Origin of the sequence: Acinetobacter sp. AOR34_HL, from assembly GCF_027854795.1 — a bacterium.
Taxonomy (GTDB): domain Bacteria; phylum Pseudomonadota; class Gammaproteobacteria; order Pseudomonadales; family Moraxellaceae; genus Acinetobacter; species Acinetobacter junii.
Window position 1 is genome coordinate 1 of the sequence record NZ_JAKTID010000078.1, and the last position, 21,127, is coordinate 21,127.

The 21,127-nt window shown below is 37.7% G+C and carries 22 protein-coding genes and 1 pseudogene; 3 read left to right on the forward strand and 20 right to left on the reverse strand.

Features of this window, described 5'->3' with window-relative positions:
- The 17 genes from ahpF to MKL32_RS13150 form a co-directional block, all read right to left on the reverse strand.
- Window positions 1-1,559: alkyl hydroperoxide reductase subunit F (gene ahpF, locus MKL32_RS13070; protein WP_270900642.1), on the reverse strand; the 1,559-nt coding region annotated here is incomplete at its 3' end.
- Between the two features lie 129 nt (window positions 1,560-1,688).
- Window positions 1,689-2,603 (reverse strand): hypothetical protein, encoded by a 915-nt coding sequence (locus MKL32_RS13075; RefSeq protein WP_204379239.1) that lies wholly within the window; start codon window positions 2,601-2,603, stop codon window positions 1,689-1,691.
- A 24-nt stretch (window positions 2,604-2,627) separates the two neighbouring features.
- Entirely contained in the window at window positions 2,628-3,755 is a 1,128-nt protein-coding gene (locus MKL32_RS13080; protein WP_126132360.1) for a toxic anion resistance protein, read from the reverse strand.
- Window positions 3,756-3,767: 12 nt separating this feature from the next.
- The gene (locus MKL32_RS13085) at window positions 3,768-4,544 is read right to left on the reverse strand and encodes a tellurium resistance protein (RefSeq protein ID WP_126132361.1); all 777 of its coding nucleotides are present in this window, start codon (window positions 4,542-4,544) and stop codon (window positions 3,768-3,770) included.
- Between the two features lie 123 nt (window positions 4,545-4,667).
- Window positions 4,668-5,081 carry a PaaI family thioesterase gene (locus tag MKL32_RS13090; RefSeq protein WP_004911902.1) on the reverse strand — a complete coding sequence of 138 codons (414 nt, stop codon included), beginning with the start codon at window positions 5,079-5,081 and terminating at the stop codon, window positions 4,668-4,670.
- A gap of 21 nt (window positions 5,082-5,102) precedes the next feature.
- Window positions 5,103-6,086 carry a fatty acid desaturase family protein gene (locus MKL32_RS13095; RefSeq protein ID WP_042893046.1) on the reverse strand — a complete coding sequence of 328 codons (984 nt, stop codon included), beginning with the start codon at window positions 6,084-6,086 and terminating at the stop codon, window positions 5,103-5,105.
- 117 nt (window positions 6,087-6,203) lie between these two features.
- On the reverse strand, window positions 6,204-7,001 hold the full coding sequence (locus MKL32_RS13100; RefSeq protein ID WP_005402428.1) for a PaaX family transcriptional regulator C-terminal domain-containing protein: 798 nt from the start codon (window positions 6,999-7,001) through the stop codon (window positions 6,204-6,206).
- 104 nt (window positions 7,002-7,105) lie between these two features.
- Window positions 7,106-7,906: an undecaprenyl-diphosphate phosphatase gene (locus tag MKL32_RS13105; RefSeq protein ID WP_004911912.1), complete on the reverse strand. Its 801-nt coding sequence runs from the start codon at window positions 7,904-7,906 to the stop codon at window positions 7,106-7,108.
- 123 nt (window positions 7,907-8,029) lie between these two features.
- Entirely contained in the window at window positions 8,030-9,919 is a 1,890-nt protein-coding gene (locus MKL32_RS13110; RefSeq protein ID WP_005402427.1) for a hypothetical protein, read from the reverse strand.
- A gap of 104 nt (window positions 9,920-10,023) precedes the next feature.
- Window positions 10,024-11,562, reverse strand: a complete 1,539-nt coding sequence (gene purF, locus MKL32_RS13115; RefSeq protein ID WP_004962671.1) for an amidophosphoribosyltransferase — start codon at window positions 11,560-11,562, stop codon at window positions 10,024-10,026.
- 40 nt (window positions 11,563-11,602) lie between these two features.
- The gene (locus tag MKL32_RS13120; RefSeq protein ID WP_004911917.1) at window positions 11,603-12,196 is read right to left on the reverse strand and encodes a CvpA family protein; all 594 of its coding nucleotides are present in this window, start codon (window positions 12,194-12,196) and stop codon (window positions 11,603-11,605) included.
- Between the two features lies 1 nt (window position 12,197).
- Window positions 12,198-13,205, reverse strand: coding sequence for a quinone-dependent dihydroorotate dehydrogenase (locus MKL32_RS13125; RefSeq protein ID WP_004911919.1), 1,008 nt, complete (start codon window positions 13,203-13,205; stop codon window positions 12,198-12,200).
- A 250-nt stretch (window positions 13,206-13,455) separates the two neighbouring features.
- Window positions 13,456-13,935 carry a type II secretion system protein GspM gene (gspM, locus tag MKL32_RS13130; protein WP_004911921.1) on the reverse strand — a complete coding sequence of 160 codons (480 nt, stop codon included), beginning with the start codon at window positions 13,933-13,935 and terminating at the stop codon, window positions 13,456-13,458.
- Entirely contained in the window at window positions 13,935-15,074 is a 1,140-nt protein-coding gene (gene gspL / locus MKL32_RS13135) for a type II secretion system protein GspL (protein WP_004962679.1), read from the reverse strand. The genes gspM and gspL overlap by 1 nt, the downstream gene beginning before the upstream one ends.
- Window positions 15,075-15,118: 44 nt before the next feature.
- A complete protein-coding gene (gene sixA, locus MKL32_RS13140) occupies window positions 15,119-15,574 on the reverse strand; it encodes a phosphohistidine phosphatase SixA (protein ID WP_004911924.1) in 456 nt (151 codons plus the stop codon).
- Between the two features lie 56 nt (window positions 15,575-15,630).
- Complete coding sequence (locus tag MKL32_RS13145; protein ID WP_004962683.1) at window positions 15,631-16,704, reverse strand: NAD(P)H-dependent glycerol-3-phosphate dehydrogenase; 1,074 nt, start codon at window positions 16,702-16,704, stop codon at window positions 15,631-15,633.
- A gap of 51 nt (window positions 16,705-16,755) precedes the next feature.
- Complete coding sequence (locus MKL32_RS13150; protein WP_004962686.1) at window positions 16,756-17,334, reverse strand: nitroreductase family protein; 579 nt, start codon at window positions 17,332-17,334, stop codon at window positions 16,756-16,758.
- 195 nt (window positions 17,335-17,529) lie between these two features.
- On the opposite strand from MKL32_RS13150, the gene MKL32_RS13155 reads away from it, so the two are divergent.
- Entirely contained in the window at window positions 17,530-17,913 is a 384-nt protein-coding gene (locus MKL32_RS13155; RefSeq protein WP_004911933.1) for a hypothetical protein, read from the forward strand.
- A 74-nt stretch (window positions 17,914-17,987) separates the two neighbouring features.
- Here MKL32_RS13155 and MKL32_RS13160 read toward each other — a convergent pair whose 3' ends face one another.
- Both MKL32_RS13160 and MKL32_RS13165 read right to left on the reverse strand, forming a co-directional pair.
- On the reverse strand, window positions 17,988-18,230 hold the full coding sequence (locus tag MKL32_RS13160; RefSeq protein ID WP_004911935.1) for a hypothetical protein: 243 nt from the start codon (window positions 18,228-18,230) through the stop codon (window positions 17,988-17,990).
- 154 nt (window positions 18,231-18,384) lie between these two features.
- On the reverse strand, window positions 18,385-19,572 hold the full coding sequence (locus MKL32_RS13165) for a phosphoglycerate kinase (RefSeq protein WP_004911938.1): 1,188 nt from the start codon (window positions 19,570-19,572) through the stop codon (window positions 18,385-18,387).
- A gap of 140 nt (window positions 19,573-19,712) precedes the next feature.
- Here MKL32_RS13165 and MKL32_RS13170 point away from each other — a divergent pair, with 140 nt between their 5' ends.
- Window positions 19,713-20,096: a DUF2237 family protein gene (locus MKL32_RS13170; protein WP_004911941.1), complete on the forward strand. Its 384-nt coding sequence runs from the start codon at window positions 19,713-19,715 to the stop codon at window positions 20,094-20,096.
- Window positions 20,096-20,689: a Maf family protein gene (locus MKL32_RS13175; protein WP_004962694.1), complete on the forward strand. Its 594-nt coding sequence runs from the start codon at window positions 20,096-20,098 to the stop codon at window positions 20,687-20,689. Before MKL32_RS13170 ends, MKL32_RS13175 begins: the two co-directional genes overlap by 1 nt.
- A gap of 40 nt (window positions 20,690-20,729) precedes the next feature.
- Here MKL32_RS13175 and MKL32_RS13180 read toward each other — a convergent pair.
- Window positions 20,730-21,032, reverse strand: a pseudogene (locus MKL32_RS13180) (MFS transporter); the annotation flags it as partial.
- Window positions 21,033-21,127 lie beyond the last annotated feature (95 nt).

Genomic DNA, 21,127 nt, shown 5'->3' on the forward strand with positions numbered 1-21,127 from the left:
GTAGAACGAATCATGTAATCAAAGGCAGATAATGCAGCTTTCGCACCTTCGCCTGTTGCGATGATGATTTGCTTGTATGGTACTGTCGTACAGTCACCTGCTGCAAATACACCCTGTACATTGGTTTCATTACGATCGTTAATCACAATCTCACCACGATTGCTGAGTTCAACTGCACTGTTCTTTAGGAAATCCGTATTTGGCAATAAACCAATTTGTACAAAGATTCCCGCAAGTTCTACTGTGTGTTCTACATCAGTCGCACGATCTTTATACTTCAATGCTGTCACTTGTGAACCATCACCAACCACTTCAGTACTTAAAGCATTGGTAATAACTGTGGTATTCGGCAAGCTATTTAACTTATCCTGTAAGACTTGGTCAGCACGAAGTTTGGTATCAAACTCAACCAAAGTCACATGCTCAACAATCCCTGCTAGATCAATCGCAGCTTCTACACCCGAGTTACCTCCACCAATCACCGCAACACGTTTGCCTTTGAATAATGGGCCATCACAGTGGGGGCAGTACGCCACACCACGGGTACGGTATTCCGCTTCACCCGGTACATTCATTTCTCTCCAACGTGCGCCTGTTGAAAGAATGATGGTCTTAGACTCAAGCTTAGCCCCATTTTCCAATTCAACTTCAACCAGACCATTGGTTGTCTGATCTGCACCTGTGATCTTGCTGACACGTTGCAAGTTCATGATGTCCACACCGTATTCACGGACATGGGCTTCCATGTCTTGAGCAAACTTAGGACCAACTGTTTTTTGAATCGTAGTAAAGTTTTCAATATCCATGGTATCCATGACTTGACCACCAAAACGTTCAGCCACAATCCCAGTTTTGATCCCTTTACGCGCTGCATAGATCGCAGCTGTACCACCTGCAGGACCACCACCAATCACCAATACATCAAAAGCATCTTTCGCATTGAGAAGTGCTGCATCTTTTTCCGCTGAGTTACTATCTAACTTCGCGATGATTTCTTCCAAAGTCATACGACCCTGACCAATATGTTGATTGTCTTGGAACAACATTGGGACTGCTAATATTTTGCGTTCCTCAACTTCCTCTTGGAAGAAACCACCATCAATCATGGTCGCAGTTGCATCTGGGTTATAGATCGCAATCAGGTTCAACGCTTGAACTACATCTGGACAGTTGTGACAACTCAGCGATACAAACACATCAAAGTTTGATTTTAAGTTCAAGCCTTTAATCTGATTTAAAACCTCATCAGATACCTTGGGTGCATAACCTGAAACTTGTAACAATGCCAAGATCAAAGAGGTGAACTCATGTCCCATCGGTAAACCAGCAAAGAACACACGAGGCTGCTCACCTGCTTTAGCCACACCGAAACTAGGACGGCGAGCGTTTGAACCGTCAAAACGCGCCGTAACTTGATCAGAAAGTTCAGCAATTTCGGTCACGAGTTCTTTGATTTTTGCAGCTTTATCGGATTCATCTAAAGCAGCCACCAACTCGATTGGACTTTCTAAACGTTCTAAGTAAGCTTTTAATTGAGTTTTAATATTTTGATCTAACATGTCTTTCTCCAAATTCTCAGCAATTCAATCAGCTAAATTCTTTCAATGGGGCTATAGTACGCAAATTATTTAAATAGGTAAAACAGGTTGTTTTCATCATATCAATCGAACAAACCGAACATAACAAACTTATAGATCAAGTTTCTGCGTAATTCGATATCGACGGTTTTTAAAATGCTTAGCTAGCATGTACAAAACCACACTCATTGCGAGATTGATAATTAGAAAGACCAACAAAAAGAAATTCACGTACTTTGAAATTTTTTCTGCTTGCTGCGCTTGGATATCTAGCGGTTGAGTAATCAAAGTAATACTTTTCCCATACAGCTGTTGTTGCATCACCCACAATTGTTCAGGCTTAAAATCATATTTACGAAATTCAGTGGGAACCTTTTTCTCAGCTTCGATCAATTGATTGACATAAATATTCGCAGTTTTGCGATCAATCGGATCATGTAACAAAGCAACCTGAGCTAAGACATAAGCTTTTTCTGTTTGAGAAATATTTATATCTTGTAAATCTTGAGCAATTTGGCTTTCGACAATATTTGTTTGATAGCTCATCCAACGCTGATAAGCTTTATCTGTTTCGTTCTTCCAATCATATTGAATATAGCTTAATCCTGACCATAGCAATATAAACGAAATGATCCATGCCAAAAAACGCTGTGTCCAAGCTTGAAATCGCTGTTGGAAGAACTTAAATTTCTTCACCCAACGCACAATTAGAAATGCACCAACAAAGGAAACAAGGACTTTCAGAAACAGCCAACCAAACCAAGAAAGAAGATTGAAAAAATAATCCACAGGTTGTTTAAAAGGTACCAAATCTTGTACTTGATATGGTAAATCTAAACTCTGAACATGCAATGAAAGATCAAAAAACCGATAAATAAATTCTTTTTGTAGAAAGAATGCCGCAATAGTTAAAACCATCAAGACTATACTTGCAGCAAGCCCAATGACTATATTGCGTTGGCGTTTTTTCAACACCTGCAAACGCTGATCAATAGGTTCCACACTTAAATCATTTATGGGTGACAATGATCTTTCCTTTCATAATAAATTTTAAGATTTAGGCGTTTGCCCACTATTTTCCAGAACGAGATGATTAAGACTTTCTTGCAATGCACGCAAACGCGTTGTTGCTTCAGCTCTTTTTTGCATTCCCTCTTTCTGGATTTGGATTACATCATTTACTGTTTTAATGAGGGTGTTTTGAACATGTTCAAGTGTTTCAACATCAATCACTGAACGTTGATTCGCTTTTGCAGTATCAACTGAGTTTTGATGCAATAATTCCGCATTTCGACGAAGTAAATCATTGGTCGTGTCATCAATCGCTTTCGCTAATTGCACACTATTTTTCTGTTCTTGCAATGAAATCGCTAAGCTAATCTGATTCTTCCAAGCTGGCAATGTAATATTTTTTATTGCATAGAATTTATCAACCAACATCAAATTATTAGATTGAATAATACGAATCATGGGTAGGGTTTGCATTGCAGATTGTTGCAGTACCTGTAAATCACTCACCCTTTTTTCAAGATTATTCGCTAAATGATTGAGATCATAAATTTGTTGCATGGTCTGCTGATCTTGCTCTTGATTAGTTAAGGCCACAATTTTCTGTTGAATATCTTGTTGCTTCAATTGTCCTGCTGCGATATATACACCCAATTGTTTATACTCTTCCTGCACAGCATCAAACATTTTGTCTAGAGTTCCAACACGTGCTTTCAAACCAGATTGTGAACTCTCAATTTCTTTAACTAAAGCATCAATCTGTTCTTTGGTTGTATTAAAATGCTGATCAAAACTTTGCTTTGCATTTTTAAATTTACTAAGTAAACCACCAAAAAATCCTGAACTTTTAGATTTATTCAAAATACTCGAAGTATTTAATTGCTGAGCAACCTGAACAACTTGATTTAATTTTTGCCCTGTTGCGTCTAAATCTTTATTTTGAACGAGATCAAGCAACTCATCTGTATAAGTCGATGTTTTATTGGCAATATTTTTCCCATATTCAGCTACAACAGTTGTGCTTATCTCAGCGAGTTCCTTATGTGCATCCATCACCTCCGCAAAATCATGCGGTTGCAATCCTAGCTCTTTTAAATTCAATTGTTCAAAGCGTTCCTCTTGTTTTAATTCGACTTGAGTTGACGCTTGAGTCAATTCTGAACCTGACATACTTTTCCCCTCTTATTTCTCTAATGATTTTTTAAGATTTTGAATCAAATCTTCTCGACTTTTATCCAATTTTTCAAGAGTGATACTTGAATTTGAGTGACGACTTTGCTTTAAATGATATTGCCATGCTGGAATCAAAACTTGTTGAGCTTCTTTAAATCGATCTAATAAACTAAAAGATAAATGCTGAGATAACTGCATTTGTTTGATCGCAATATCATTACTCGTTTGTAAAGTTTGTAAGGTATTCACCTTTTTAGACAATCGCTCAAGAAAATGATCTAAAGTTTTTTGGCGACTAAACTCAGGATATTCATTCAAAAACTCTTGAGCTGCACCAATATAGGCTGCCATTTGTTCTCGTAAGCCCAATACCTGCTGTATTCGTGATTGTGACTTCTGTATTTCTATTTGCAGTTTTTGACTTAAATGATTTGCTTCATCAATTAAGCGATCAAGGTCTTTTAAATATTTGACCTGACTTGCATCATACTCCACATCAATGCCGAGCCATTTTTGTAATGCATTGAATCGACGACCACGTAGATACTTTTTTGAAAGTGACAGCTGTTGAATAATCTGTGAGATAACTTCACTTAACTGTTGATTTAATTTAGGGTCAATACCATTCAATAAAACACTTTGAGCTTGAACTAAATGATCGGCATAGGCATTCAAACGATGCGGATCATCCATCAAAGGCAATAGATCATTTCGCTTAATCGCTAAAAGTTGCTCGTGGTCAAGCGAAATCTGAGACAGAGGTATCAAGTCGAGTTCTATGGGCATATAAGTAAAAATGGTAAGAACAAATAAATTTGAACAAACTTAGTTTTAGCATGTTCTTACCAATTCTCATACTGAATTGTTGTTATGTTTTGCTGCTCTATTCGTTGTTATTTCTAAAATTTTTTATTGCTTTGGAATTGCATATGTACCGATAACATGAGCAACAGGTTCATCGTCTCCAACTGAATACAGCCATACCTCTCCAGTCACTAAAGTTTTGCCGACTTTAATCAATTTACAAACAGCTTTGATATTTTGCATTCCGTTTGGTTTGCGGAAAAAGTTAATCGTCATATTGGTTGTGACTGCCATGGCCACCAATCCCAAGTCACCTAAAATTGCAACATACAATGCAAAATCAGCTACAAGCATCAATGTTGGCCCTGACACGGTTTGTCCGGGGCGTAAGTCACTTTGATCGACACGATATAATAGCTCTGCACCTTTTGGGGTAATCTCAACAATTGATGTTTTTTCCAGTGCTTGTGGAAACTCTTGAGCTAAAAAACTAATGATCTGTTCTTTTGCTAATAGCATATCTATTCCTCTATTCTTGAATTAATCAGCTTGGTTAGATAGTTCATGTAAAACTTGCCAATACGTTGGCGGTTCTTCTACATGTCCGCGCTCACGTAACATCTGATGCATTTTCGGTAATTTGAAATATGGAACAGCAGCCATAAGATGATGTTCTTTATGATAATTAACATGTATTGGCGCGACTAATGCACGTGCTAAATATCCTGCTTTAGTTGTACGAGTATTTGTTAAAGCACTATTACTTGTTGGCATTCCTGCATGTTCAGCCATTGAACGGACACGGAGAAACAAAGGAAATGGGGTGAGATATGCCAAGATCCACAATGCATACAACTTAGGATGACCTGAAGCCCACAATGCTCCGAAAATAGCTGCATTAGTGGCTATCGCTCCGCCACTATTTTTTATAAATGTTTTTGCATAATCGCTCCAATGACGTCCATCTTGAGGAATCCAACGGCGATCATTTGAAACTGTCCATTCCATCTTCTCAATATCCATCAACACTCGCCCAATCGCAAATTTAATTCCCGTTAAACCAGATAAATCCCGAATAAATTTGCGCATTAATGATTTTTTGGAAGTTGGAAAGCCCGAAACCAATGTTAGATCAGGGTCATCAACAGTAGAGGTTTTACTGTGATGACGGATATGATGAGCGCGATATTTATGTAAATCATTCCAAATCGGACGAGCACATAACCAATCAGTTAATGTGTCATTCAACCACTTAGTTTTAAATAAACTTTGATGCGAAGCATCATGCATAAGAATAGCAAGCGCTAATTGCCTACCAGCAAGAATGATTAGCGCTACGATACACAATAATAATTTTCCCCAAGCTGGCACATAGTCCCAAAAGCTAGCAACGGCAGCAAAGGTACCGCCAATCACAGCCCAAGTTGAAAAAACAGCCCAGCCCCCATGTAAATCTGATTTACTAGTTAGCTCACTGATTTCATCTCTTGTGAATAGATCACTGATAGCAACACGCGTATTCATATCCTTATCCCATATTTTTTTTAATTTTAAAACTACACAACTTATATTTTTATTTTAAAACATGTAATATTTCTGTCAACAAAATATAATTAAATTTTTAGTAATATTTTAAATTAACTATTCATCATGCTGTTCATAAAATCTTCGCCATAGTTCTAAACCAATTTGATCTAGCCTCTGAACACTTTGAGCAAATTGATCGCGTAATTTTACGTCAACAAAATCTTCTGGTAACAATGGATCATTCATTAATTGTGAAATTGTTTGCCGACCAAGTAATAAAGATTCTTTCGTTGCGATATCTAAATCCAACTCATTCGCTGTTTCTAACCATTGTTCAATCATTTGAGCGTATTTTTGATAATTTTGATTTAATGTCTTGGTGGACCATAGTTCAGTTATTATTTTTATAGTTTGAGCATCGAAAAACTGGATCGCACACACTTTTGCAGTTTGCTCCAGACCCGTAGCATGTAGTTCAGTAACAAGCTGCTCAAAAGATATTGCTAAATTGTCTGGGCGAATATAAATGCCTTGCTCTAACTCTTTGAATCCCAAATGTTTCAAAGCGCGTTCTCTTCTATGCAAAGCCGTTCGATCGACTCTTCCCAAAGCCCCTGTAAATACACCGATAAATTGCTGATTCCATGGTTTGGTTTGTTTAATACCATTTTTTCGATTTAACATCACATCAGCCCACTCACGTGACTGATTGGTAAACTGATAGACGCCGCGCTCAATCGCCTCAATGACTCCTTCACTCGATAATCGAGTCACAGCAACCCTGATGCTATTTTCACTAATCTCAAAAAGTCGAGCTGCAATGATGATCTGCTTGATTGAAATTTCTCGTCCTTGTAACCCCAAAAGGAGATCAACAATCAAATCACGGGCATTCAGTTTTGCTATTGTCATAGTATGTTTTAACCAATACATAACTAGTGAATATAAAAAAAATAAGATCCAAAAATTAGTAAAAAAGCCTCTTTTCTAATCAAAAAAAAGAGGCTGATTTATATTTATAAGAATACGAAAAGTAAAATTACACCCAAAACAATGCGGTACCAAGCAAATACACGCAAAGTATGACGTTCAACAAATTTAACTAAAGCACTAACTACCAACAATGCAGAAATAAACGCAGCCACAAAACCAACACCAATATTCAGCATATTGTCTTGTGTGAGAACATCAGCATTACGAATTAAATCAAATGTCGCAGCACCTAACATCGTTGGCATCGCCAAGAAGAAAGAAAACTCTGTTGCTGCTTTACGCGATAGGCCTGCAAACATACCACCAACAATGGTTGCACCTGAACGAGATGTTCCAGGAATCATCGCCACACATTGCGCACAACCCACTAATAACGCCTGTTTATAGGTGATTTTTGTCGCTTCAGTTGTTTTATGATCAAAATTCTTGGCTTCAACCCAGAAAATGATAAGACCACCAACGATTAGAGCAATCGCGACCACTAAAGGACTAAAAAGCACACTCTTGATGAAATCAACAGCGAAAACCCCAATAATCACAGCAGGGAAAAATGCAATCAAAACACTAAATGCAAAGTGTCGAGCCTCTGCATCACCACTAAAAAAACCTTTGAGTAAATTAAAGATTTTTTGGCGATATAACCAACATACCGCCAAAATTGCACCTAGCTGAATAACGACTTCAAATACTCGACCATCATCTGAATGGAAATCAATTAAATGACCGAACAGGATTAAATGTCCTGTACTTGAAATCGGTAGAAATTCGGTGAGACCCTCAATAAAACCTAGAAACAAAGCTTTTAAAATTTCAATATGTTCCATAACTTACTCAAAACACACAATACAAAATAAAAATAAATGGCAAGCTTACTCTGAAATCAGACCAAATTATGTGTTTGTCACGTAACCTTTGATCAAATAAATAGTCAATTTTTGATAGCAGCATCAAATAATCATCAAACTATTTTTCTTCAGCATCTGTTCAACTACATCCTGAGTATCAAAACCCAAGCGCCAATATAAAAGTTCCAAAACATCTAATTCATCTTGAGTGATGATACGATCACTCCATAAGCATCTTTCTGCAATTGCCAAGATATTGAGTCGATCTCGTAATAGCAAACCTGAAACATCATTTAGAATTTCCGCTAGATCTAAAGGTTCATCAGAAATATCCGCATAAACTTGCATTTCTTCAACTGTCAAAATTTGCTGTAAAATTCGTTCACGAACTTCTAATTGGTTTGGACTATTGATTTGCTGGACGTGCAACAGCGCATCAATTAAATGAACAATTTGTGATTTTACATCTTCAAATGCTGTAGGCAGATGGGCTGGCATCAAATTCAATTCATGCTTCACTTTCTCTAAAAGCAACGCATCTAATAAACCAACCTCTCCATCTTCTTGAATAATACAAGCAAGCTTAGTGAGAAACTGACGTGCAATACTTGTCGGCATGTGCCCAATGTTTTTACAAGCATCATGAAAAATCTGAACATGGATACGACCATCTAAATTGAGTAACGCATCTACGATTGCATGACTCACTGCCGCTTCTTGTGGAATAAATTCACGATATTGACGAATCATTAAAATCGCAACCATGACTTCTCTAGAACCCGTAGCTGTTTGCATCGCACGCTGAATCAGCTCAGGACGTTTTTTATTTTTTCGAAGCTCTGGATTGAGTGGTTTAATTGCATCATTTAAGGCAAAACTAATGGGTGACAATCTAAGTAAAGGTAAAGGCTGAGGTGAACTCCAAGGAACTGTCATATCTGTCAGCTCTTCTTCTAAAGAACGAAACAGACTAAATAAAGGACGATTACGCAATTTTCTCAGGTTTTCTAATTGTAGGTCTTGCAATAATGTTGGATTTAATTCAAAGATTCGATCTTTAATACTTGGATGAATATTCATCCAGCTTTGTGGACTTAATGAGTTTGCAAAACACATATGAGAAATTGATTCTGAATATGCACTATGAATTTGTGAACCTGAGTGATGAACATAAATACGCAACAATGTTTGAACGTTGGCATTATTATTCATTAGTTTCATGGTCTTCAGATCATTTCTAAATGTACGTCCACTTAGAGTTAAATATTTGATTAGACGGGTAATTAAAATACCCCAACTCCCAATCAACCAAATCACACCACCAATTGCGACAAAAATAGTTTCAAATTTATTTCTATATAATGTGGCATACGGGCTGTATCCCGCTTGAGCTAATTTACTGCCCCACTGACTAAATGTTGTTAGACCACTGTATAAGATTTTTAACTTCGTGTTTTCAACAGCTTCGCCTGATAGAATTTGATTAAACTCATAACTCAGCAATCCATATAGCTCAAGCTCATCCAAGTTCTGTAATGCACCCCACGTCAAAATAATTGCGATATCTTGCGACTTAAAACCAGCTGTTAGCGCATTTACGCCAATCTCATCTGGCAGTACATACACTGCAGGTGTATCTATCGAAAAACTTTTTGCAACTTGTTCAACAACTCTCAGAGCAGTATTTTCTTCAGGAGTACTTTCATCAAAAACCAATCGACGTGCTTTTAATTGCTTTGCTAGAGAGTGTCCACCCTCACGCAGGACATACAGTTCAGCACCTACTGACCATACTAATACTAAAAATAATAAACAAATAAAATAAGGACTTAAAAAATGCCACCAAATCGGCTGAGTATAATCAAAGAAATGAACAACTAAACCCAAAATCCAATTGAGAATAAATAATGTAAGTAACATTGCAAGAATACAAAAGCTTACTGACCAAGCAATATTCTTATTTTCAATTAAATAATGGCTCATTTCTTTCAATGTAAATTTTCCTTATTACATTGTTTGGGTAAGAGGCTTTATGCCTTGAGTATCATAAAATAAAAAAGCGGGAAATTCCCGCTTTTCTCGATATTAAAGTAATTTTACTCTTCTCGAATACCAGTTAAATCCACTGAAGCAGCATCAATATTCACATCGATATAGCCATCAGCTTTTTTCTTCGCACTATCATTACGTTTTTGTTCAAGATTGATCAAATAATCACTATCAATCCCGCCAGCAACGTATACACCATCAAATACAGAACAATCAAACTCTCTGAGATGCGGAACTTTACTTGTGCGAACTGCATTTTTCAAATCTTCCAAATCTTGGAAAATTAGACGATCAGCGCCAATAATCTCACGAATCTCTTCTACAGTACGATCTGAAGCAATCAATTCAGATTTTGCTGGCATATCAATACCATACACATTTGGATATTTGACCATAGGTGCAGCCGATGCAAAAAACACTTTTTTCGCACCAGAATCACGAGCCATTTGGATAATTTCATTACAGGTTGTACCACGAACAATCGAGTCATCAACAAGTAATACATTCTTATCTTTAAATTCTAGTTCAACAGGGTTCAACTTTTGACGAACTGATTTCTTACGTTGCTGTTGTCCTGGCATAATGAAGGTACGCCCGATATAACGGTTTTTCATAAAACCTTCACGGAACTTCACACCTAAAATATTAGCAAGTTCTAAAGCAGATGTACGGCTTGTATCAGGAATCGGAATAACTACATCAATATCGTGTTGCTCGCCCCATTCTTTCAAGATTTTATAGGCTAACTTCTCGCCCATTTTCAAACGAGATTTATAGACTGAAATCCCATCAATCGTTGCATCTGGTCGTGCAAAATAAACATATTCAAAAATACATGGACGGTATTCTGGATTTGCTGCACATTGTTTAGTAAACAATTGACCATCTGAATTGATAAAGACCGCTTCACCAGGTGCAATATCACGCTCTACTTTAAAGCCAAGCGCGGTGATTGCAACTGACTCAGAGGCAATAATATATTCAACGCCTTGATCAGTTTCACGAGAACCATAAACTAAAGGACGAATACCATTTGGATCACGGAAACCAACTAATCCATGTCCAGTAATCATCGCTACAACGCCATAAGCACCTTTACAACGCTCATGTACGCGAGTAACTGTATGAAAAATATCATCAGGTGTTGGATTTAAAGTACCAATTTTCTGTAATTCATGAGCAAATACGTTAAGTAAAACCTCTGAGTCAGAATCAGTATTCATATGACGCAGATCTGTTTTGAACAAGTCATCATGAATTTCTGCCGCATTGGTTAAGTTACCATTGTGAGCAAGGGTAATACCATATGGTGAATTTACATAAAATGGTTGAGCTTCTGCACTACTTGAAGAGCCTGCTGTAGGGTAACGCACATGCCCAATACCATAGTTGCCAAGTAAAGCTCGCATATGACGAGTATGGAATACATCACGTACCATACCATTATCTTTGCGGAGGAATAAACGCCCTTGATGACAAGTTACTATACCTGCTGCATCTTGTCCGCGATGTTGTAACATCGTCAAGGCATCAAATAACATTTGGTTCACTGGTGATTTACCGGCTATCCCAACAACTCCACACATAATAACCTCGCGACAAGCTTGGAATGGGGTTCAACCCCACTTAATAAAAAGGGTTTTTTGTCGAATGATCAGCAGCTTGCTCTGTGGAAGCACGCTCCGATTCGTCCATTTCTGAAGAAGGGCGATGTAACAAAGCACCTTCAGATGTCATTTCGTGTATCGCTTGATTTGCAGCATCTTTAGACAACTCTGTCGCTAAAGGAGCATATGGCAATAAGATTTGTACAAATTTTGATTGCTTCCAATGCGGAGAGCTGTCAACCCATGGTCCCACACCTTGCATGGCAATCAAAACAATAAGTAGACCTTTTAAAGAACCAAAAGCACCACCTGCTAAACGATTTAATGGGCCCAATTTCAAACTTTTCAAGAGACCATTTAAAAGCGCGGTAATAACCCATGTACAGACAACAATGATGAGCACAATAAATGCAAATGCTGCAATTTTTTGCACTACAGGGTCTTGGCTTAAACTGCTCATGGCAGGTGCCAGTATGACTGCGTATTTTGCCCCAATGATCAATGCAAATATCCATCCGATCAAGTTCGCAAAGGCTTTGATAAATCCTTGACGCAAACCGTTTAGCCCTCCAATGAGCAAAATGATCAGAATAATGATATCAAGCGTGTTCATTTCACACTGTCATCGCATCAACACAATCTTTAACAAGTGTTGGACCTGTATAAATCAATCCACTGTAGACTTGTATTAAGCTTGCGCCAGCTTGCTGTTTAATAACGGCTTGATCACCAGAAACGATTCCACCAACACCTATTAAAGGCATACGCCCATCTAGGATCTTAGAAAATTGGCGTAAACATTCAGTACTTTTTTCAAACACTGGTGCACCTGATAATCCACCAGCTTCATTTCCATTCAGGAGATTTTCAACACCTTCTCTTCCAAGCGTAGTGTTGGTTACAATTAACCCATCAATTTTAAATTTCAGTAATTGTGTAGAAATAAAATTAATATCTTCAATCGTTAAATCTGGTGCAACTTTAAGAACCAAAGGAACATAATGATTATATTGTTCAGCAAGTTCTAGTTGTCTATCTTTCAATGTTTGTAACAACTCTGTTAACGCATCGCCACTTTGCAAACTGCGTAAGTTTTTTGTATTTGGAGATGAAATATTCACAGTGATGTATGATGCGTAGTTATAAACTTTTTCTAAACAAATTAGATAATCTGATACTGCATCTTCGACAGGAGTATCCGCATTTTTACCGATATTAATGCCTAGAATACCTTTGAATTTTGAAGCTTTGACATTCTCAACAAGCTTGTCCACCCCATCATTATTAAATCCCATACGGTTAATAATTGCTTTGGCTTCTGGAATACGGAATAAACGTGGTTGAGGATTTCCTGCTTGAGGTCGTGGTGTGATTGTACCAATTTCAATAAAACCAAAACCTAGTGCTGCCAATGCATCAATGTGTGCACCGTTCTTATCTAAACCAGCAGCTAAACCTACTGGATTTGGAAATTCAATTCCCATACAAGTTACAGGTTTATTTGCAACTTTTTGATGCATAAAACCTAGCTTATAAGCTTTGTCGAGCATAGAAAGTGTGAGTTCATGTGCACGCTCTGGTGCTAAAGTAAACAACAGAGGGCGGGCCAATGAATATAACATACCAATCACAGTCTACTGATTTTTCAAGTATGCGTATTATAGGCTTAGGCTAAACAAAACACCATGCTTGACAGGCGCTTATTTTGTAGAGTCGTTGCTTTAATGCGCCTTGAATCAATACTTAAAACAGTAATTGGAAAAATCTAGATTTAAAAATATGGCTGTACTTAATGTAAAAGCCTTTAAAAAAGCTAAATGCTGGCATATCTCAATTTTTAGTAAAAATAAATATCTAGAAATTAGAAATGATTTATTGCACCGTTGCCGTTAATTTGATCTGATTATTGGTAGAAATCATATCCATTTTTTGAATACTTAAACCCATTTGAGAGAGTTGCATCAAGAAATTCGCAAGTACCGCATAATTTTGATGTTCTGCAATCAATTGTATTTGATCGCCATTTTGTTGTGATGATACTGCTAAACCCTGTTGCTGAGCAGTACGCTGTATCTTATCTGCAGGAGAAAGATCCAGATCATTTGCTGGTTTCATTGTTGCTGCGTTACTTTGCATCCAAACCGTTAAATCTTTCAGCTCATTTAAACGATTTTGCTGCTGATCGGCAAGAGAATGCATTTTCCACAATGCAAAACCTATAATGACAACAGTTAAAAACACTGCTGTAAAAACAACCATGACTCGTTCACGAACCGATAGTCCTTGAAGATAGTGATTTAATCTTTCAATATTTTGATCAATACGGTTTTGTATATTATTCAATGCTTTCATTATTTAATCTTAACCAAGCCAATTGCGCCGACTGTATCAGCTTGAACATTACCAAGTTCAGCCTGAAATCCTTGTTGATTTAATTGTTGCGCTAAGCCCTGAAGATCATCCGCTGATTTTGCCTTGAGCGACATCGCTAACACAGATGCATCATAACTCACTTGCTGAGCCACAATTTGCTTTTGCATAAGAATAGGACCAACTCGGCTCAATAAAGATAAAGCCTGTGTATCTCCAAGCTGACTCATTCTTAACTGGCTTTCAAACTGACTTTTAATATTTTGCTCATTTACTCGACTATTTTCACCAAACCAATATTTATATTGATCAATCGCCTGAACCGCAGTTTGATCAGCAACGCGTTTTAATTTAGACCAACGTAAACCATCATAAACTAACTGAACACAAATGACTGCAACCAATACATATGCAGCAGCTTTCCAGTAACCTGACCATTCAACTTCTTTATTTTTTGCTTTTGGCAAGACATTCAATGGATGTTGCTTAGGACGATTTAGGCTATGAAATTGATAACTAAATTCTGTTACTTGATCTTGTGTTGATGCTGCAGCTAAACAGTCCAATTGTGTAGGACTTAAATTTGCAAATTTGTATTCAGTAGCAGGATTTTGAAATTCTAAGAATAGTGCCAAATCATCTATTGAATTACCTGACCATTCATTTTCTCTTGCAAGTAGATTACCGTACAAATTTGCAATGATGATTTGATTCGGCTCAGGTTCTGGCAATATTAAAAAATCAGGTAAAAAAGCGATAATTTGTATTGGTAATAGGCTTAAAGCATGTTGCCAAGTTTCAATAGTAGATTGAGCAACACCGAGCACACTGAGTTGATCATTTTGAAAATGATGTACTATTTTCATTTGATCAATCGGAAGCGTAACAAACTCTTCAAGCAAATACTTAACGCCTTCTTGACCTAATTGCTTGAAATGCAACTTCGTCATAGTTTGCTGCATTAATTGAGCATTTCGACTTGGAAAATAAACGACGGCTTCTTTTCCGTTGTGCTCATGTAAGTCTTGAATTAATTGTTCTAGGCTGTTGGCCTGTAACCAATTTTCTCCAGTCGACCAATACCATGTTCCATTGGTTTCAGGCATCCATAAATACAGCATCGGTGTTTAGTACCCTTTTTCATCCAAATATAGGATATAAGATTTTATATTGTTGGCGTAAAACTTTTTTTCTGTGTTGATAAGCCATTTGCAATCACTGTCTGATCATAAATTCGAGCTTCAGCTAATGCAAATGGATTAAAATTCTCATGCGTTAATTGCTCCGCAATATGCCCTACTACATTCATATGGCATACAACTGCAATTGATTCATATGATAATTTTGATAGCCATTCTATCGCATCTTTAGCATCATCATCTGGTTTAATTTTATCGCAAATTAAAACAGGAACACCCTCAAAATGCGCTTTGATATGTGCCAAAGTTTCTTGTGCACGTAGCAATGGACTAACTACAAAAATTTCTGGCTGAATAATATCTTTTAAGAAGTTTCCTGTTTCTTCAGCTTGCTGATGTCCACGCTCTGTCAGAGGACGTTGCATATCATCACCATTAATCGCAGGAGACGCTTCACCATGTCGTACTAATGTTAATTGCATATAAATACCTTATTATTAATGCTTGAGTTTAACCAAATATGATGACATTTTTTTGATTAGACTTCATGGTGAGGCAAAACAAATTCAACATCACTGCGATGACCATTTTTCATTAGAGAAAGCGCAATTGTCATCGGCGGTGCATTCTCAAAAATAACTTCATACAATGCATTGGTAATTGGCATGTATACATCTAATTCTTGAGCTTTGGCACGCACTTGTACAATCGTGTTAATCCCTTCAGCAGTCTGACCTAATGCTTTAGTTGCTTCAACAAGTGTTTTTCCAGAACCAAGTGCATAACCAATTTGATAATTACGGCTCAATGGACTATTGCAAGTTGCAAACAAATCTCCAACACCTGACAGTCCTAAGAACGTCAATGGATTAGCACCTTGCTTGACAGCAAAACGACTCATTTCTGCTAAAGCACGAGTTAAAATCATACTCTTAGTATTTTCACCAATATTATAAGCAGCCCCCATCCCCATTGCGACTGCGTAAATATTTTTCAATGCACCGCCCAGCTCAACACCATGTACATCATCGCTACCAAATACACGAAATAGCGCACTGTGTAATGCATGCTGAACCGCATATCGCACTAGTTCTGATTCGCTCGCAATCACCGTACCAGATGGCATACCCGCCATAATCTCTTTTGCCAAATTTGGCCCTGATAAAACTCCATAAGGTACTTCAGGCAACTCTGCGCGAATAATGTCACTCATGAAACTAAAAGTTTTTGCTTCAATTCCTTTCGTAAGCGAAACAACCGCTTGAGCTGTGATAAATGGTGCGATTTGCTTGAGCACATCTCGGAATGAATGACTTGGAATCGCGACCAAAATAATATCGCGATCTCGCACAGCCACTTCCAAATCAGAAACCGCACGCAAACCCGTTTCTAAGGTGTAATCAGGTAAATAACGTTTATTAATATGTGTTTGGTTGATCTCTTCAGCTGCAGCTGCATCACGAATCCAAATCATCGTGTCACAACCATTACGTACAGCCAAATTCGCCATTGCTGTACCAAAGCTGCCACCACCTAACACGGTAATTCTTAATGCTGTTTTTTGATCTACTGCAACTGGTTCAACTAAATCACTAAATTTTAACTCTGCCATTTTTTATCCTGAAATTCATTTATTCGTTTAGTTCATCATTCAATCTAAAAGTTAGCTTGCTTGCCAATTTTTTAAGAAATCTTGAGTAGCAATCTCTGCGCGTGGAGCAATCGCTTTAGCAGCAGTTCCAATATAAATAATACCCGAAATAAGATCTTGGTCGTTTAAACCCAATTGATGCTTGAGCCATGTAGACTCCACGACAGCACCAGATCGCCACATCGTAGCAAAACCTTGAGCTTGCAAAGAGAGTAAGAAGTTTTGAACAGCAGCACCAGTACTTAGAATCTGTTCAAAATGCGGAACTTTTGGATGATCTTGGATAGTTGTTAATGCTAATACCAATAACGGTGCACGAAAAGGATGCTGCTTTACACGCTCTAACTGAGCTGAATCAGTTTCACCTAAATCAGCTAAAGCTTTAGCTAAATGCTCACCAAAAGCGGCACGCAATTCAGGTGTTACTACAACGAATCTAGTAGGCTTCAAACGATGATGGTCAGGAGCAGTAAGTGCAGCTTGCACTGCTTTTTCAAGTTGTTGTGTATTTGGTGCTGGCTCAATTAATTGCCCAATAGATTGACGTTGATGAATATTTTGATGAATTGTCTCTATATTTGAGTCCGTCATTTAAATGAATCTAACTAACACATGGATTTTGCTAGATTAGCATAATCTCACTATTTTCCACCACGTTTAATCCCTGCTTAATCATCAATTTGAGAAATTTAACAGAGCCTCACTACAAACTGTACATAACCTGCAAAAGCGTTCAAAAATTATATGTTCAAATAATACAACTATCTAACGACCTGAGAATAAGCAATGAATAAAGCATTAGTAATGAGTTTAATTGGCGGCTTGGCAATTGGTTTAACAGCTTGTGCATCTACCCCAACCAACACTTTGGCAATACAAAAAGAAAATAATCAATATGAAGTCACTGGGATTGGTAAAACCAACCTAATCTCTAAAAATAATGCGATTAGCGCAGCTCAAAAGACCTGTACGCGAAATACTAGCCCTGTTGTTGTGGACGAAAAAACAGCATATCAAGGTGTATTAAAAGATGTTGTGGATGAAGAAACTGGAAGATTAGTTGAAGCTGCTGCTGGCGTAATTGGTACGTTAACAGGTAAGAATGCCTCTTTAGCCAAAGATGATGATTATCAAACAACATTGACCTTCTACTGCAAAGCAAATACTTAAATAAAGAAAGCCGATGTTATCACATCGGCTTTCTTTATTAGCGAGGAGCTTATTGAACTTCATTAGCGAGGAGCTTATTGAACTTCGCTCGCTGCAACTTCTGATGCTGCACTTTCGACAACATCAGTATTTTTCTCATCTAAATTCGGTTTGTCGATTGCATCAATCGCAGCTTGTTGTTCTGGAGTAGTCTGTGTAGATACAGTTGAAGCTGCTTGTTCTTGCTGTTCAGCGTTGTTCGCTTCTTCTTTTTTTGCACATGCAGTTAACATGATTGGAGCAATAATTAAAGCGGCAAGAGTTAATTTAAATTTCATCACGGCTTTCCACAGTTACTTGGTTAAGTTGATGACAAGCATATTTCAAATATGTGACAGTTTTATGACTGATTTGTAATATAAAAGTAAAAGAGCCGATTTACATCGGCTCTTCTTTTCTATCTTTGTATATAAATCAAAAGATTAGTAACAACTATGCACGCTCAAGTAAAACGGCAACAGCTGGTAAAGTTTTACCTTCCACAAACTCTAAGAAAGCTCCACCACCTGTCGAGATATAACCGATTTGATCTGCAACTTCGTATTTATCAATCGCAGCAAGTGTGTCACCACCGCCTGCAATTGAAAAACCTGCAGATTCAGCTATTGCTAATGAAAGCGCTTTAGTACCTTCACCAAACTGATCTACCTCAAACACACCTACTGGACCATTCCAAAGGATTGTTTTAGATGTTTTTAAGATCTCAGCAAATGCTTTCGCTGTTTCAGGACCAACATCTAAAATCATGTCAGTATCAGCAACATCTTCTACTTTTTTAACAATTGCTTGTGCATTTGCTAAAGAACCTAGGAAGTCACCAAAATCAATTTGACTTGCATCAGCCACAACGACATCTGTTGGTAATGGAACGCTTACTTTAGCAGCGATTTGTTTTGCAGTTTCTACCAAATCAGCTTCATAAAGTGATTTACCTACATTGAAGCCCGCTGCTGCAAGGAAAGTATTCGCAATACCACCACCTACGATTAATTGATCGCAGATTGTAGAAAGTGAGTTCAATACATCTAATTTAGTTGAAACTTTAGAGCCAGCAACAATTGCAACCATTGGTTTTTCTGGTGTTTGCATTGCACGACCTAAAGCGTCTAATTCAGCCGCTAATAAAGGTCCTGCTGCTGCGATTGGAGCAAAACGTGCTGCACCCTCAGTTGATGCTTCAGCACGGTGTGCCGTACCAAATGCATCCATAACAAATACATCACAAAGCGCTGCATATTTTTTTGCAAGCTCTTCGTTATTTTTCTTTTCACCATGGTTGAAACGCACGTTTTCAAGCAAAACAACTTGACCCGCAGCAACTTCCACACCATCTAAGTAATCAGTAAATAATTTTACTTCTTGACCTAAAGCTTTCGTTAAATACGCTGCTACAGGTGCAAGAGATTGTTCTGGTTTTGGCTCACCCTCTACAGGACGACCAAGATGAGAAAACACCATAACTGCTGCGCCTTTTTCTACAGCCGCTTTGATGGTTGGCAATGCAGCACGTAAACGTGCATCGCTGGTAATTTCCCCATTTTTTACAGGTACGTTTAAGTCTTCACGAATAAGAACACGTTTACCTGCTAAATCAAGGTCAGTCATGCGCTGAAAATTCATGGATGGCTCTCTAGTTGATTTTAAAAACGGCACAATTTTAAATGATTCTCAAAAATAAAGGTGAGTTTTTTTGCAGAAAAGCTGGCGAAAGCGTCACTTTTGATTATGATAAACATCGTCATTAAATCTATATACATATTATGTCTATACATCCAGATCCTAAAATTAATCGTTTAAATGTACTTGGTGAGCCTTTAGCGAGTTGCTGTTACGATCCGATAACTGGATATTTTCGCAATGGTTTCTGCCACACGGCGATCACCGATCTAGGTCAACATACCATGTGTGCTCAAATGACCTCAGATTTTTTGAACTTCTCTCAAAAAGTTGGTAATGATTTAATTACACCATTACCTGAAGTAGGCTTTCCTGGGCTAAAACCTGGTGATTTTTGGTGTATATGTGTGACTCGTTGGGTTGAAGCTTATCAAGCTGGGCATGCTCCACCTATTAAGTTAAATGCCTGCCACAATGCCGTTCTACATTACGTACCACTGAATGTTTTAGTGGAATACGCAGTTTGATGAGCAATATTGAATTAATATTGGCATCAAGCAGCCAAACACGTAAAGATTTAATGGATCGTTTACGCTTGGATTATCGTAGCATTTCACCAGATATTGATGAATCGGCTAAAGATGAACTTCATGCTGATGATTTAGCAAAACGTTTAGCTTATGAAAAAGCAAAAGTTATTTCACAGCAACATCCCAATGCGATTGTGATTGGTTCTGATCAAGTCGCATGGCGTGAACATACCCCATCGGATTTTATTGGCAAGCCGCTATCAATTGAAAAAGCAATTCAACAGCTCCAATTAAACTCAGGAAAAACTGTTTTTTTCAGTACGGCGCTTAGTGTTCAACACCTAGATTCAGGTTTTGAGACGACACTAGTTGAACATTATCAAGTTAAATTTCGAGAGCTCACATTAAACGAAATAAAACGGTATATTGAAATTGATCAGCCTTTAAATTGCGCTGGTAGTTTTAAATGTGAAAGCTTGGGTATCAGCCTATTTGAAAAAATGATTGGTGATGATCAAACCACTTTAATGGGACTACCAATGATTCAACTTTGTAAGATATTACGAGAGTTTAGAATCAATGTTCCTTAAGAGTTCCCTTACCCAAGCTTGCTTTGGATAAGGGTGATTGCTACTCATCAATTGCGATTACTTTCTTTGGCAATGTAAACAAAATAAAAATCGATAAAATCAAAAACAATAAAGCAGCGACATTCAATACTGAACGATGCGATTGACTGAATGCCTGCTTCGCAGCTGTAATTACATGATGAGCAATCGTAGGATCTAATTGCTTAGCAGCTTGAACTGCCTCACCAATCGAACTGCTCAACTGTTCAATCATGCTATGCGGTACATTAGTTGGTAGCATAATCGAGTTTGCGTAGAACCATGACAACATCAAATCGAAAAAGGCAATGCCTAGACCTGCACCTGGACTGCCACCACTCTCCTAGACAAATTTCGTCTATTCTTTGGACTGCCACCACTCTCCTAGACAAATTTCGTCTATTCTTTTTGCATAGGAGA